General features: G+C 42.7%; 14 protein-coding genes. 12 read left to right on the forward strand and 2 right to left on the reverse strand.

Annotated features, from left to right (window positions below; translation table 11 throughout):
* Positions 1–330: 330 nt before the first annotated feature.
* The 6 genes from R50345_RS13535 to R50345_RS13560 all read left to right on the forward strand — a co-directional run bounded on the left by R50345_RS13535 (position 331) and on the right by R50345_RS13560 (position 6,395).
* On the forward strand, positions 331–663 hold the full coding sequence (locus R50345_RS13535) for a PadR family transcriptional regulator (RefSeq protein ID WP_042127319.1): 333 nt from the start codon (positions 331–333) through the stop codon (positions 661–663).
* Positions 660–1,985 carry an FtsW/RodA/SpoVE family cell cycle protein gene (locus tag R50345_RS13540; RefSeq protein WP_042127321.1) on the forward strand — a complete coding sequence of 442 codons (1,326 nt, stop codon included), beginning with the start codon at positions 660–662 and terminating at the stop codon, positions 1,983–1,985. The genes R50345_RS13535 and R50345_RS13540 overlap by 4 nt, the downstream gene beginning before the upstream one ends.
* 67 nt (positions 1,986–2,052) lie before the next feature.
* The gene (locus R50345_RS30295) at positions 2,053–2,958 is read left to right on the forward strand and encodes a hypothetical protein (protein WP_052414592.1); all 906 of its coding nucleotides are present in this window, start codon (positions 2,053–2,055) and stop codon (positions 2,956–2,958) included.
* A gap of 51 nt (positions 2,959–3,009) precedes the next feature.
* Complete coding sequence (locus tag R50345_RS13550; RefSeq protein ID WP_231574264.1) at positions 3,010–3,768, forward strand: M15 family metallopeptidase; 759 nt, start codon at positions 3,010–3,012, stop codon at positions 3,766–3,768.
* 126 nt (positions 3,769–3,894) lie between these two features.
* On the forward strand, positions 3,895–4,644 hold the full coding sequence (locus R50345_RS13555) for a stalk domain-containing protein (RefSeq protein ID WP_042127323.1): 750 nt from the start codon (positions 3,895–3,897) through the stop codon (positions 4,642–4,644).
* A gap of 251 nt (positions 4,645–4,895) precedes the next feature.
* Complete coding sequence (locus R50345_RS13560; protein WP_042127325.1) at positions 4,896–6,395, forward strand: DHA2 family efflux MFS transporter permease subunit; 1,500 nt, start codon at positions 4,896–4,898, stop codon at positions 6,393–6,395.
* A gap of 82 nt (positions 6,396–6,477) precedes the next feature.
* Here R50345_RS13560 and R50345_RS13565 read toward each other — a convergent pair whose 3' ends face one another.
* Complete coding sequence (locus R50345_RS13565) at positions 6,478–7,371, reverse strand: DMT family transporter (protein ID WP_042127327.1); 894 nt, start codon at positions 7,369–7,371, stop codon at positions 6,478–6,480.
* A 129-nt stretch (positions 7,372–7,500) separates the two neighbouring features.
* Here R50345_RS13565 and R50345_RS13570 point away from each other — a divergent pair, with 129 nt between their 5' ends.
* The 6 genes from R50345_RS13570 to R50345_RS13595 all read left to right on the forward strand — a co-directional run bounded on the left by R50345_RS13570 (position 7,501) and on the right by R50345_RS13595 (position 13,534).
* Positions 7,501–8,385, forward strand: a complete 885-nt coding sequence (locus tag R50345_RS13570) for a LysR family transcriptional regulator (RefSeq protein WP_042127329.1) — start codon at positions 7,501–7,503, stop codon at positions 8,383–8,385.
* Positions 8,386–8,441: 56 nt separating this feature from the next.
* Positions 8,442–9,557: a LacI family DNA-binding transcriptional regulator gene (locus R50345_RS13575; protein ID WP_231574186.1), complete on the forward strand. Its 1,116-nt coding sequence runs from the start codon at positions 8,442–8,444 to the stop codon at positions 9,555–9,557.
* A gap of 1 nt (position 9,558) precedes the next feature.
* Positions 9,559–10,719 (forward strand): Gfo/Idh/MocA family protein, encoded by a 1,161-nt coding sequence (locus R50345_RS13580; RefSeq protein WP_042127331.1) that lies wholly within the window; start codon positions 9,559–9,561, stop codon positions 10,717–10,719.
* A gap of 64 nt (positions 10,720–10,783) precedes the next feature.
* Positions 10,784–11,506 (forward strand): ThuA domain-containing protein, encoded by a 723-nt coding sequence (locus R50345_RS13585; RefSeq protein WP_042127333.1) that lies wholly within the window; start codon positions 10,784–10,786, stop codon positions 11,504–11,506.
* A gap of 20 nt (positions 11,507–11,526) precedes the next feature.
* The gene (locus tag R50345_RS13590; protein WP_042127335.1) at positions 11,527–12,630 is read left to right on the forward strand and encodes a Gfo/Idh/MocA family protein; all 1,104 of its coding nucleotides are present in this window, start codon (positions 11,527–11,529) and stop codon (positions 12,628–12,630) included.
* Between the two features lie 76 nt (positions 12,631–12,706).
* Positions 12,707–13,534 carry a DUF3221 domain-containing protein gene (locus tag R50345_RS13595; RefSeq protein ID WP_042127337.1) on the forward strand — a complete coding sequence of 276 codons (828 nt, stop codon included), beginning with the start codon at positions 12,707–12,709 and terminating at the stop codon, positions 13,532–13,534.
* 65 nt (positions 13,535–13,599) lie between these two features.
* Here the strand turns inward: R50345_RS13595 and R50345_RS13600 are convergent, their stop codons facing one another.
* Entirely contained in the window at positions 13,600–14,484 is an 885-nt protein-coding gene (locus tag R50345_RS13600; protein ID WP_042127339.1) for a helix-turn-helix domain-containing protein, read from the reverse strand.
* Positions 14,485–14,588: the final 104 nt, after the last annotated feature.

Below are 14,588 nucleotides of genomic sequence, written 5' to 3' on the forward strand. Positions count from 1 at the left end.
CACGCTTATAATATATCGGACCAATATATATTGTGTCAACATATATTGGATAAATATATTTTGATTACAAGTAGGAGGATTGATTATTATATAGAGGTATTTAGAAAAACGACGATCACCCATCGGCAGAACACCGTGGAGCGATCGTCGTTTAATTTTTTCTAATGTTGTTTTTTACGTAATATTATACATGTCAGAGTAACCAATAAGCCTGGATTTTACATACATAGATTTACGATGTATAGTTATTCTAGGTATTGAAGGATAATTAATATAACAGGATATTCAAATATTAATCATTGGACTTTAGTAATCAGGAGGCGCAGACCATTGAAAGTAAGTAAAGAAATGCTGAAGGGCAGTACAGGCACGTTGATTCTGACTCTTTTACTGGAGAAGCCGTTATATGGTTATGAACTGATCAAAGCGTTGGAGCAGAGATCACAGGGCATTTTTTCATTAAAAGAAGGAACCTTATATCCGATCCTGCATGCGATGGAAAGTGAACGCTGGGTTGAAGCCTATTGGATGGAGGTAGACGGAAGGAAGCGGAAGTACTATAGAATTCTGGATGAAGGTAAAGAGAAGCTCAAAGAGAAAAGGGCAGAATGGGTTATGTTCAAAGGTGCAGTTGATTCTGTTCTGGGAGAGGGGAATGTATGATGAAAGAAAGGCAGCAGCAATTTTTGGACGAAGTATGTGCAGAGATTAAAGCGAAAAAAACTCATCCAGAAATACGCCAAGAATTAGCCAGTCATTTAGAAGATTTGATCTGTGAAAAAGAAGCGACCGGCATGCTCCGAGATGAAGCAATAGCTTGGGCAATCGCACAAATGGGTAATCCGCAAACGTTAGGGAAGGAACTTCACCAAATACATAAACCACGAGTTCCTTGGGGATTGTTTGGAGCTATTGCTTTGTTGTCCGCGATTAGTTTGATCGGAATGGGCTCTGTGGATGCTGGCTATAGTGATATTGTTAAAGGTTCTTTTTTAGATAATGCGCTTAGACGGCAGTCCATAAATATACTCATAGGAACTGTACTGATGTTTGGATTGTACTTCATTGATTTCAGAAGATTAAAAGGACTTTCTTGGGTGTTATATGCTACTTCTATAATAGGGATATTAGTGAGTATTGGATGGGGAACGCAAGTGAACGGTGTGAATTATGGTCCTAGGATTTTTTTGATTTTACCTGACATGACATCCTATCGTCCTTTTATGCTGATTGTTGCGCTAACAGGTATTCTAGTAAATCGTAGGGAAGCAGCTATCAAGAAAACTTGGCGAAGCGGGCTGTTCGAAGTAGGCATTTTGTTACTCCCCGCGTTGTTGCTTATCTCTTTAAATGCTCTTCCAGAGTTAGTATTGTATCTTGTCTCCTCACTAGTACTGTATTTATGGATTATTCGCAATTGGTTAAAGAGCTTCGTGTTGTTAGGGTTCTTTTCAATAGCTGGACTACTTTTTATATTAAATAGTGAGTACTTGCTGGCTAGATTCATAAATGCTATAGATCCATCTTTAGATCCGGAAGGTTATGGATATATTTATCAAGTCATGCGTGAAGTAATTCGTTCAGCTGGGTGGTGGGGTCACGGATTCGGATCAGTAGAACAAAAGCTGCCGTATGTCTACTCCGATATGTTGCCAGTCTATCTTATTCATTGCTTTGGTTGGGCGGGTGGATTGCTTCTGGTAGCTGTTATAACCTGGCTTTTCATTAAGCTTCTTTTAACGATACGAGCTATTCGTGAACCTTACGGACAGGCACTTGTTGTTGGTTTAGCATTTTTTCTTGCTATAAGATTTGCCTATGGTCTTGCTGTTTTGAGCGGGGGAATGATGCTGACCTCAATTCCATTTCCGTTTCTCAGCTATGGGAGTCATGTGTGGTTTGAATATGCTGCTATTGGACTTTTGATGGGCATTTATCGTAGGAAGGATATTGAAGGCGTCCATAATAATACTGCGTTGGATTAGGTTCAGGATCTTCCCGTATGTCTAAATATTAAGTACAATTACATATATGGCATAAGGAGGTCATTAATTGAACTGGAAAAAAGCAAGCTTGTTAAGTATTGCTATAACCCTTGGTTCAGTGACAGGATTTAGTACTTTGGTTATAGAGCCAGTACTTGCCGCAACGGCAACGGAAACGCTAAAAGTCTATAATCAATTCCAGCAGTATGTACAGAAGCCGACATCTCTTGCTGCCGCACGTAATTATTTAATTAACCACATCAAAGTAGTGGATAACTGGACAGCGACACGGATGACTCTCCAGCTCGAGAATGCACAGAAGGCTCATTTATCTGTATACTCAGAAAAGGTTTTTCCGGATAAGATGCAGAAAGAGATAAATAATGCTTTTTCCAAAAACAAAAATCTCACCTATACCTCACTCCTTAATACGATCAAAGATGCCAACGTACGCAACGTGTTAATTGAAGGCCGGGATAAGGGATATAAGCTGGAGACCAGTGAGGGCATGTACTATCCGGTGATGCATTATGAGGGATTTAAGATTTTTAAGCCGTATGTTACAAAGGACATTGCAGCATATATTGATATTATGGCCACCGAATCTAATCAACCGAGTGTCTCTGATGCAGCGATTGTGATTAGTTGGACCGAGTTAACGAACAGGGCGCTTGCGCTAGAGGATTTTGTGACGAAATATCCTGCTTCTAACCGTTCAACCGCTCTTCAAAAAGAACTTCTCCTTGCAACGTCTCGCTTATTATATGGAACAAGTAATACACCTGCATATGACTATGATGAGCGAGTAATTAAACCAGAAGTAAAAAAGGCATATGAGGATGCACTAAAAGATAGCAAAGTCGATACTAGAATTCTTTCGATTTTAGAAAAGCTGCTGCAATTACTTAATTCTACGAATAATAAATTCACACCTGTAATCGAAAAATTTCTAGTTGAAACCGTAAACTCATAATTATTAGAATATGTGAAGACAACATCTGAGAAGAGGCTGGCTCAATTGAGAATGGGATTAAGAGGAACAAAAATCGCAGTTTTCACACTTGTGCTGTTATTGTGGACAAACACTATGTTTATGGGCAGTACTTATGCTGCTTATGTCGGCTCTTCAACAGACTCCGTGCTGCAGCAGATGCAAATGGAGAAGAAGAATCATTTACCGCAAGGTTTTGTCTATCTGGATGAAGTGATTCCTACCGCAGAATTTGAGATTCGTTATTACGGGGACAACAATTTTGTTGGGAAGCGGATCGATGGCTATAAGGCGCCCTTAGCGATATTTTCGCGGACAGCGGCAACGGCTTTGAAGGCTGTAAGTGATGATTTAGCAAACAAAGGGTATATCCTTAAAATTTATGATGCTTATCGTCCTCAGACGGCAGTGAATCATTTTGTAAGCTGGTCACAGAATGTCGTAGATACTAAAATGAAACAGCAATATTATCCGCGACTGGATAAACGTAATCTATTCAAACTCGGGTTTATAGCTAAAAAATCAGGCCATTCCAGAGGCAGCACCATCGATTTAACGATCGTAAATAAAGAAACGGGAGCTGAGGTAGATATGGGCAGCCCGTTTGATTTTTTCGGAGATATCTCCTATTACGATACGTCCTTAATTAACAAGACTCAGAAAGCAAATCGGGCAATTCTCAAAGAGGCGATGGTAAAACAAGGATTTAAACCTTACAGTAAGGAATGGTGGCATTTTACGTTGATCAAGGAACCTTATCCTAAACAATATTTTGACTTCAAAGTGGAATAACCTAGAACTTGAAAGTCCATGTAAGAAGCAATTCACTTTTTTTGTTAAGCTTGATTACCATTAGGATTAGCAGATGCTGGAAACGCACATAATACTAATAGTCAAAAAAAGGGAGGTTTCGAACGGATGAACAAAATCGCGGTTGTTGTGGTGTTAAGTGTACTATTATTGGTAAATGGATTTGGAGGAACTACCTATTCTACGGCTTGGGCAGATGCTAGTGAAGTGAAGGTGGTTTTAAATGGTCAGGTTCTGAAATCAGATCTGTATTCAGCCTATACAAACGGTTCTACGGTCCTGCTTCCTCTTAGAGAGACATCAAGCGTCTTAAAATATCAGACCACTTATCAAAAAAGCACAGACACCATTACATTAAGTGGAGTCAAACAAAAGATTGAATATAAAGTTGGAGACGACCACATTACCATTAATGATACAGCAAAAAGAGATTTTAAGGATGCAGTTGTGCTTAAGAAGGAACACTTATATGTTCCGCTCTCTTTTTTCACTAGTGCTGGACTGGTAACCTCTTATAATGCAGAAGCTAATCTAGTGGAAGTTTATGCGCCCGAGGTTACAGCTAGTGTGATAGCGGGACTGCTGAGCACTGGACAATTTCAAGAATTAGAGAATCGATTCTTTAGTGATGAAATGAAGCGTTCGCTTTCCGTTACGGGTTTACAGAAATATTGGGCTGATTTCACTGCACGAGCTGGTACTTACCATGGCATAAAGTCTACTGAAAGTAGTCAAAAAGAAGATCAAATGTCCATACAATGTGTACTTGGCTTTGCTGTAACGGAAGCATCCCTTGAGTTTGTTCTCAATAAGTCGGGTAAGATTGTTGAATTAAAGGGAAACCTTCCTTCCATATAATTTGGAGGAAATTATTGATACAGTTTTAGTACAACAGGCTATGCGTACGTTCCTTAAGAAGAAATTTCTAAGGGACTATGCATAGTCTTTTTTTTGTTTCAATAAACTTTCTGAGATGAAAGTAAAAGCAATGTATTTTTATTGTAAAAAAGGGTTTTATTTGTTGACTTTCACATTCATCGAAGGTAAATTAAAATTTGAAATAATCGTTAAAGCATTTAACTAAATTAGAGAAAAGAGTGGAGTACTGGATGACAAAATCAATTACTCAGAGTAGCCCGACAGAAGAACGGCCATTCTCACTAAGAGCTATCCTCCCCCCGCTTCTTGCTATTATCGTCGGAATGATTATGGTTATTCTGGATGGCACCGTCGTGAATGTGGCTATACCCAAACTGGTCGATTATTTTTCTTCAGATCTAAAAACGATTCAGTGGGCGATTACAGGCTACACGTTAGCTTTAGCTGCTGTAATACCGCTCGCAGGCTGGATGACTGATCGCTTCGGGTCTAAACAGGTGTTTCTGGTGACGCTCACGTTGTTCATTCTTGGCTCCATGTTATGTTCCATAGCTCAAACTTCTTCGCAGCTTGTTATTTTTCGAGTAATCCAAGGTCTTGGTGGGGGTATGGTAGCTCCTATTGGGATGGCTATGGTGTTTAAGTTAGCTCCAGCAGAACGAAGAGGGTCGATTATGGGGATGCTTGGGATTCCCATGCTGCTTGCACCTGCACTTGGCCCAATATTGTCCGGATGGCTTGTTGAATATGTTAGCTGGCATTGGATCTTCTTGATTAACGTGCCGATTGGGATTGTTGGTATTATTCTTGGTGTGAAGTATCTACCCAAGACGGAGAAGATCGGTAAAGGCAATCTCGATATACTAGGTATTATACTGGCTCCAATTGCGTTCTCTATGCTGGCATATGGAGTAAATGAAGGTGGAGCGAATAGCTGGTCATCGACTCCTGCAATCCTCGGGTTATCTGTTGGGGGTGTTGCACTGATTCTATTTATAATCGTTGAACTGCGGCATAAGCAGCCTCTGCTTGATCTTCGTGTGTTTCGTTCCTCAGATTTCACCCGCGGTATTATTTTAACTTGGGTCATGCAAGCCGCATTGTTTGGTTCCATGTTGTTTGTACCACTATACTTACAGCAGATCCGGGCTTATACACCATTAGAGACAGGGTTAATTCTGCTTCCACAAGCTTTAGCATGTGTAATCGGCATGCCGCTTGGTGGTAAATTGTTTGATAAGATAGGGGCACGCCCGCTGGCATTTGTGGGTCTGAGCATCATTACAGTTACCTTATTCCTTCTATCGGGGATTACGATAACTACAAGCTTAAATACCATTATGATGTATCTTGCTTTATTAGGATTTGGGATGGGGATAGCGATGATGCCACTCAATACACATGTTCTGAATGCAGCGCCGCGTGATTTGGTGAGCCGGGTCACATCGCTTACAGCGGCTGCACAGCAGGTAGTGGTGGCCTTTGCGGTTGCAGGTTTAACAGGTTATTTGACAAGTCAAATTACTGTACACATGGGAGCACTGAAAGCAGGAAGCAATCCTTTGACAGCTGCAGTACTGGGCTTCGATGATGTATTCTTCCTTTCTGGCTGTATAGCTGTAGTCGGTGTACTCATGAGTATTATCCTGCGCAAACCGAAGCTTTCCGCTAATGATTCCTCCTCCGAAGAGGGTCAAAAGGCGGATGCTGCCATGATGATGGGACATTAATTCATACGATAATCTAAGTTAATATAAAAAGGCGTCGTTCAGCTTGCATAGCTAACGACGCCTTTTGTATTAGATAATCATTTTATAGATGTTCTGGTTTCTTCTGAGTCCACTGAGGACTGACAGTAACTTTACCGAGTAGCTCTGATGCTACAATCCCCAGTAGAACAAGGGCTGCGCCAGCATACCCTTGCATCGATAGCTTTTCGGCGGCGAACCAATAACCAAACAGCGCAGCGAATACCGGCTCAAGGGAGAAAATCAGTCCGGTGCGGGTTGGTGTCGTATATTTTTGAGCTATTGGTTGTAAGATGAATCCGCAGGCACTACAGAGTATCCCAAGTGCGAGGATCGCTATCCATGCCGGTAAAGTTGAAGGCAGCGAAGGCGTCTCGAACAGTGCTGATAACACTATAGCAAACCCTCCGGCAAATCCCAACTGCAAGATCCCAATATTCAGTGAATCACATTCTTTGACTGCCTTTCCAGTAAATAAGATCTGGACCGCATAAAACACCGCTGAGAGAATACAAAGGAAGTCACCGGGTTGGATTTTTAAGGTAGCGTTTAATGTAAGGAGTCCGATTCCAGCTATAGCGAGTACGGAGCCAAAAACTTGCGGAGGTGCGACTCTTTTTTTGAAAAGTACTCGATCTAGTATCGGTACAAAAATGACCGTAAGGGCTACTAAAAATCCGGCATTGGAGGTTGTCGTAGTCTTAAGTCCGAACGTTATACATGTGAACACGCCTAGGAGTAAGAATCCGAGTAAAGCACCATATTTCAATGTTTTGATGTCAGCTTTTCTTAAGCGTTTATGAAAGATCACTGCGGCTAATATAAAAGCAAGTCCGAAGCGGAGTGCAATCAAATTGAATTCACCTAACGTACCTAACCCCATTTTCATAAATATGTAGGAAGAACCCCAAAATAATGTTACAACTAACAGCATCAGCTCAGCTTTGAGCGGTTTCATCTCGTCATCCATCCTTCTTCATTTTCAACTCAATTTAGTATAATACGGCTCTATACATAAGGTAACTGAATGTTTATCATAGGATACATGAGTAAAACTTATGTAATTAAAAAAGGTGAGGGATAGAGGTTGAGCATTAATAAATATGAGATTTTTCTAAAGGTTGTAGAGCTAGGGAGCTTAACAAAAGCAGCAGATGTGCTGGGCTTTACGCAATCTGGAATTAGCCACACGATTAGTAGCTTGGAGATGGAGTTTGGTTTCACGTTATTAATTAGAAATAGATCCGGCGTTAAATTGACGGTAAATGGGGAGCAGGTGCTGCAGCCTATCCGTGAAATTCTAAAGTGGAATGAAAAGTTGAAGCAGGAGGTGGCAGATATACATGGGCTAGAGGTAGGGACCATTACCATCGGTACATTCACCAGTGTATCTGTGCATTGGCTGCCAGGAATGATTAAGCAATTTCGCAGTGAGTACCCCTATATAGAAATCAGGTTGATGGAAGGTGGTTACTTAGAGGTTGAGCAATGGATCGAGGCTGGAGTCGTTGATTGTGGTTTTATTTCTCTGCCTACACGCGATAAGTTCGATGTCATTCCATTAAAAAAGGATAGGATGCTAGGCATCGTGTCCAAAGAAAATCCGCTTAGTGCTGAGCCGTTTCTATCCTTATCCCAAATTGCTAAAGAGGATTTCATCATACCAAAGGCAGGTTCGGATTATGATGTTAGACGTGTACTGGATAAGGCAGGCATCAAACCGAATATTAAGTTCTCAGCAGGTGATGATTATGCCATTATGGCCATGGTGGAGAAGGGGCTTGGAATTAGTATTTTGCCAGAGCTTGTATTAACTCGTCAGAATTATAATGTAACGATGCTTGAATTGGAGGAACGTAGTTTCAGATCACTGGGGATTGCTGTACATTCCATGAAATACGCTTCTCCTGCCACTAAAAAATTCCTAAAGCATGTACAAGCGTGGTTGACGGGCAATGATAAAATCCCCTGATTTATTTCAGGGGATTTATTATTTTTTAATATCCAAAATTAGGGTTGACGAAGGGCATGGTTCATGAGAAAATGTACGCGCGTACATTAATTGAATGCGCTTTCGTAGGAGGGATTTCTATCGCCAGCCGTAAAGAGGTTGCCGAGCTTGCCGGAGTCTCAGAAGCCACAGTCTCTCGTGTGCTAAACAATGTAGGTCCGCTCAAGGAAGAAACGAAGGAACGGGTGTTGGCCGCTGCTCTAAAGCTGGGATATACTCCTAGCTCACTCGCTCAGAGCTTTGCTCGAAGAAGGAGTGGGAATCTCGGTGTAGTCATGCCTTATTTGCCAAAAGCTCGCTTGTTCTCCACTTATTATTTTTCGGAAATATTAAGCGGCATTGGGAGTAAGGCGCGAGAAGAGGGCTATGATCTGTTAATGCTGTTTCGAAACGCTGAAGAACCAATGGACTATAGCGCATTGTTTAAGATGCGGAAGATTGATGCTTGCATTGTACTCGGTGCCAAAGAAGAACCAGGTGAGCTAGCCTCACTTCGCCGATTGAAGGTGGAAGGTCATCCGTTTTGCCTGATTAATCAGCATTTTGAAGGAGAGGCCTTTCATGAGGTGGATGCTGATCATGTCGAAGGAAGCCGGAAAGCGGTCAAACACTTCCTGGATCAGGGCCTGACGAGGATTGCCTTTCTAAACGGCCCGGTATCTTATTCGAACAGCCGAGATCGTTTAACTGGTTATTCGCGTGCGTTGGAGGAGTCGAACCTTCCTTTGGATGATTCACTTTTATTCGAAGGGAATTTCAGTCGTAAAAGCGGTGTTATGGCTGCCAAAGAGATGTTGCCTCTGCTGAATGTGATTGATGCCATTGTAGCCGCAAATGATCGAATGGCTATTGGTTTGCAACAAGGTTTGCAGGAGCTAGGTATCCCAAAGGATCGTATCCCAGCTATGGTGGGCTATGATGATTCGGATGCCGCTGAGCTTACCACCCCCGCCTTAAGCAGTGTGCATGTTCCCTTTTATGAGCTGGGTGAAATCGCTGTAACTAAGGTACTAGAATTGCTGGGGTGTAGCCTCTCAGAAACGGCAGCGTCCTCCCAAATCATCCAGATTAAACTACCGACAGAATTAGTAATACGAGCTTCATCAATAATTATGAATCCTAAGGAGGAATAAGATGAAACAGCTTCGCATTGGAATGATCGGTTATAAATTTATGGGTAAGGCTCATAGTAATGCTTACCGCAGTCTGCCAATGTTTTTCCCGAAAGCGCTTAAGCCAGAGATGTCTGTGATTTGTGGACGGAATGCTGAAGCGCTTGAAGAGGCTGCCACTCAGTTAGGATGGTCGGATTGTGTAACAGATTGGAAAGATCTAATCACTCGTGAGGATATTGATCTTATTGATATAAATGCCCCTAGTAATGCACATAAGGAGATAGCTTTGGCTGCAGCCAAAGCAGGTAAGCATATTTTTTGTGAGAAACCACTCGCGCTGACCTTGGCGGATTCCCGTGAAATGCTGCAAGCCGCTGAAGATGCAGGGGTTACACATATGGTTGGTTTTAATTATCGCTTTTCGCCAGCGGTTAGACTTGCTAAGAAGCTAGTTGAGAGCGGACGGCTTGGAGAAATCTATCATTTTCGGGCATGGTTTCTACAAGATTGGATTATTGATCCGGAGTTCCCGTTAGTGTGGAGATTGCAGAAGGAAATTGCGGGTTCAGGCTCACATGGTGATTTGGGTGCGCATCTCATTGATTTGGCACATTTCTTAGTAGGTGATGTGAAAGAAGTAATCGGCATGAGTGAGACCTTCATTAAAGAACGTCCGCTTGCTGCTGAAATGACCGGATTAAGCGCTAAAGGGGACAAGAATGCACCAAAGGGAAAGGTTACTGTTGATGATGCGACATTGTTTTTAGCCCGTTTTGCAAACGGTGCCTTGGGTAGTTTTGAAGCTACGCGGTTCGCAGCAGGCCATCGCTCTACCAATTCATTTGAGATAAACGGCAGTCTAGGTAGTGTGAAATTCGATTTTGAGCGGATGAATGAACTTGAAGTCTATTTAACCTCAGACGCAGAGGATGTACAGGGCTTTCGGCGTGTGCTGGCTACAGATCCTGCGCATGAATATGCGGAGGCTTGGTGGCCGCCGGGTCATACGATTGGCTTTGAACATACGTTTATCCACGAGATGTTGGAGTTATCCAATGCGATAGAAGAAGAACGTCAGCCTGAACCTAATTTCCATGACGGAGTGAAATGCCAAGCTGTGTTAGAAGCTGTAGAACGCTCTATTGAACAGCGCCGGTGGGTCAATATATCTGAGATGTAATCCACAAAAATGCGTGATCAAAAGCGGACTTTTTGAACAACCTCTAATAGAAGGAGTGCTGAGAATGAGAAAAGCATTGATTGTATGGGGCGGCTGGGATGGCCATGAGCCTGAACTGGTAGCTGATATATTCGCTAAGTTGTTACAAGAGGAACAGTTTGAAGTGGAGGTATCGAATACACTTGAGGCTTTTGGTGATGCGGAGAGGCTTCTTGGATTAGATTTGATCGTTCCGGTATGGACAATGGGGACAATCGATCAGAAGCTAGTGGATAATGTCTCGGCAGCTGTACAGAACGGTACGGGTCTTGCAGGATGTCATGGCGGGATGTGTGATTCTTTCCGAAATAATGTGGATTGGCAGTTTATGACGGGGGGACAATGGGTAGCTCATCCCGGCAATGATGGTGTGAACTACACCGTAGAGATTTGCCAAAGCTCAAGTCCTTTGGTAGAGGGATTAGAAGACTTCACCGTTTGTTCAGAGCAATATTATCTGCATGTTGATCCGGCTGTAGAAGTACTTGCAACGACTCGGTTTCCAGTTGTTGAAGGCCCGCATTCTTTCAACAAAGCCGTGGATATGCCAGTAGCTTGGACCAAACGATGGGGTCATGGCAGAGTGTATTATAATTCACTTGGACATCATGCCGATATTGTAGCTATGCCACAGGTAAAGAAAATGATGCGCAGAGGACTGCTATGGGCTGCCGAGGGAAAAACTCACGCACAATCCCATCTTTCAGCGGTTAGTAGTAGCTATAGCGGAATGGCAGACAGTCAATAATCTCTGGGAGCGATCAACAAATGGATAAAGTCAAAGTAGGAATTATCGGATGCGGTAAAATTAGTAGTATCTATATGGAGAACTGCCAGAAGTTCGAGATTCTAGATCTAGTTGCCTGTGCGGACTTGGACTTGGCGAGAGCACAGGAGCAAGCGGATAAATACAATATTCCGAACGTTTATACCACAGAGCAATTACTGAATGATCCGGGGATAGAGATCGTTATCAACCTGACGATTCCAGCGGTTCATGCGGAAGTATGCCTGAAAGCTATTGAAGCGGGTAAACATGTGTACGTTGAGAAACCACTAGCTGTGACAAGAGAAGAAGGACGCCAAGTTCTGTCTGCGGCACGTGAAAAGGGTGTATTAGTGGGCAGCGCCCCGGAAACATTCTTTGGATCGGGCATTCAAACCGTTTTGAAGCTGATCGAGGAGGGTGTAATTGGCGAACCCGTTGCAGCTACCTCATTTATGATGGGGCGTGGACATGAACATTGGCATCCAGATCCAGAATTCTACTATGCCGCTGGTGGAGGTCCAATGTTCGATATGGGACCATACTATTTGACAGCATTGGTGCAGTTATTGGGTCCAATTCGTACGGTTAGCGGGATGACTGGTAAAGCGCTAGAAGAACGCACGATTACAAGTGAGAAGAAATTGGGTAATAAAATTCCTGTTCAAATTCCAACTCACGTTGCCGGAACATTAAGATTTGAGAATGGAGCCATTGCAACGCTGATTACAAGCTTTGATATTTTTGGCGGCAGTAACCTGCCGCATATAGAAATTTACGGAACACTTGGAACAATTCAAGTGCCGGATCCTAATAACTTTGGCGGTCCGGTGAAATTCCGGCTCATGGGTGAGAATGAATGGACAGAGCAAACGCTGTTATCTGGATATGATCAAAATACGCGCGGAATTGGTCCAGCGGATATGGCTTATGCCATTCGGACGGGAAGAAAGCACCGCGCCAGTGGAGAATTGGCTTATCATGTACTAGAAGCGATGTGGGCATTCCATGATTCTTCAGACGCTCATTCATTCTACGAAATGGAGAGTACTTGCACCCGTCCTGAAGCTCTTCCGATTGGACTCGCTCCTTATACATTAGATTAGAGAATTCATTTTTGAATCTGCAACCTATCACTTCCAATCTCCGTTTGAGAAGGTAAAGAGTGAGGGAGTGACAAGTATGCTTAAGAGGACTGGCGGCTGGATAGTGATATCTGTTGTTATTCTATTCATAAGTGGTTGTTCAGAAGATCAACAATCGTATAAAGAGCCGGCTCCAGCTGCTGCAATTACTGCAAATCCAGATATCTTGGCTACTGCGAGCGCTGAAATAGAAGATCCTGAAGCTGAAAAAGTGCTTTACTCCAGTGATCCAGAGGCGGTTAAAGCTTTCCTGTCGGCTCAGAAGATTCCTAACGGAGATATCTATCTACAGGATAATAAGGTTCATATCAATATCGTGGGTTTGAGCAAGCAGATTGAGCAGCGGTTTGCTCAGACTTTCGCGGCAGGTACTTATGAGCTCCATGATGTAAAATATTCGATGCAAGAGTTATTAGCTGCACAAGAGCTTTTGTATAAACAAGAACTCTACCAGAAGCTTAATCTATACGGTTCCGGTGTGGACACGATTGGTAATAAAGTAACGATTACAATTCCATCTGATTATGCTGAACCTGCCATACTTGAGATAGAAAAGTGGATTGATCCGGATATGTTGACCTACGACATTTCAGAGCTAGGCGAACCACATGTAATAGGTCAAATCGTACAGATCGATACCAAACAGGCGAAGCGGATTCTCATTCTTGAACCTGGTATGGAAGATCCCTCTTACTGGTTCTCATTCAATCAGAAGTCAACAATGTTTAATGAAGCTGGAGAATCGATTAGCTTTAAGGATTTGAAAGTAGGGCAGCAGGTTGAGCTTTGGAGTACCGGTACGGTGAATGAATCTTTTCCCGCGCTTGCAAGTGTGCGGAGGCTAGAGCTTACAGCAATGGAATAATCCTATAACCAGCACCGTTTGCGAGAGGCGAACGGTGCTATTTTTGCGAACAGAGACAGAACCTCCTATTTCCGAACCGCTGAAGGGGTAATGCCTTTATACTGCTTGAATAGCTTGGTAAAGTAATTGGGATTGTCGCAGCCCACTCTCCCGGCAATCTCAGTCACTGTGAAATCTGTCTCGAGCAGCAATCGCTCCGCTTCGTTTACTCGGCAAAGATTAACATAATCGATGAAGGTTCGGCCTGTTAGCTTCTTAAAGGTTTTGCAGAAATGATAAGGATTTAGATTTACAGATCTTGCGGCGCTTTCTACGGTCATTTTGTCATCGAAATGGTTCTCCATGTACTCTAGTAGTGGCTTAAAACGTTCGCGATTAAAGGAATGACGCTCATTTGTTCTACCAGAAACCTGTTCAGGTAGAAAGGTGCGAGAGAGCAGCACAAAGAGTAAATGCAGTTGATTCTTGATGACCAGTTGAAAAGCAGGACCTTTCTGATGTACTTCATCAACGATGGTATCCAGAAGAGAAAAATATGTGGAGCAGGTCGGAACAAGCTCTGCAGGTTTGACCGGCAGCTGATAACGATTCTCTAAATAAGGGACTACAAACTGCTCATGCTGAGGATCCTGCTTCCAATCCTTAAATAAAGAACTATGGAATACGACTGAGATAAAACGAACATGATCATCCCGTAGACTGTACCCAACATGCAATCCTCCAGAGGGAACAAACAGTACCTCTCCGGCATGCAGTTCATAGGGCTTGCTGTCTATGTGAAAAATGGCGCTGCCTTCCTGCATAATGATGATTTCGAAATGCTCATGCCAGTGCAAAAATAGGATATTCTGACCGATCTTTGCGTTCTTGCATTCATTAAAAAATAATCGGAAGGGATACGTTTTTTCTTCTAATTGAGGATATTCTTTAAGATCATTAGGGTAACTCATATTTCACACAACTCCCACAAGATACAACTATATAAACACAAGATAATAAGAGTTTTAAGCTCAGAAGCAGTATATACTCGGGTTATAGCACTTACTATAAACCA

It is taken from the genome of Paenibacillus sp. FSL R5-0345, assembly GCF_000758585.1.
Classification (GTDB): Bacteria; Bacillota; Bacilli; order Paenibacillales; family Paenibacillaceae; genus Paenibacillus_AQ.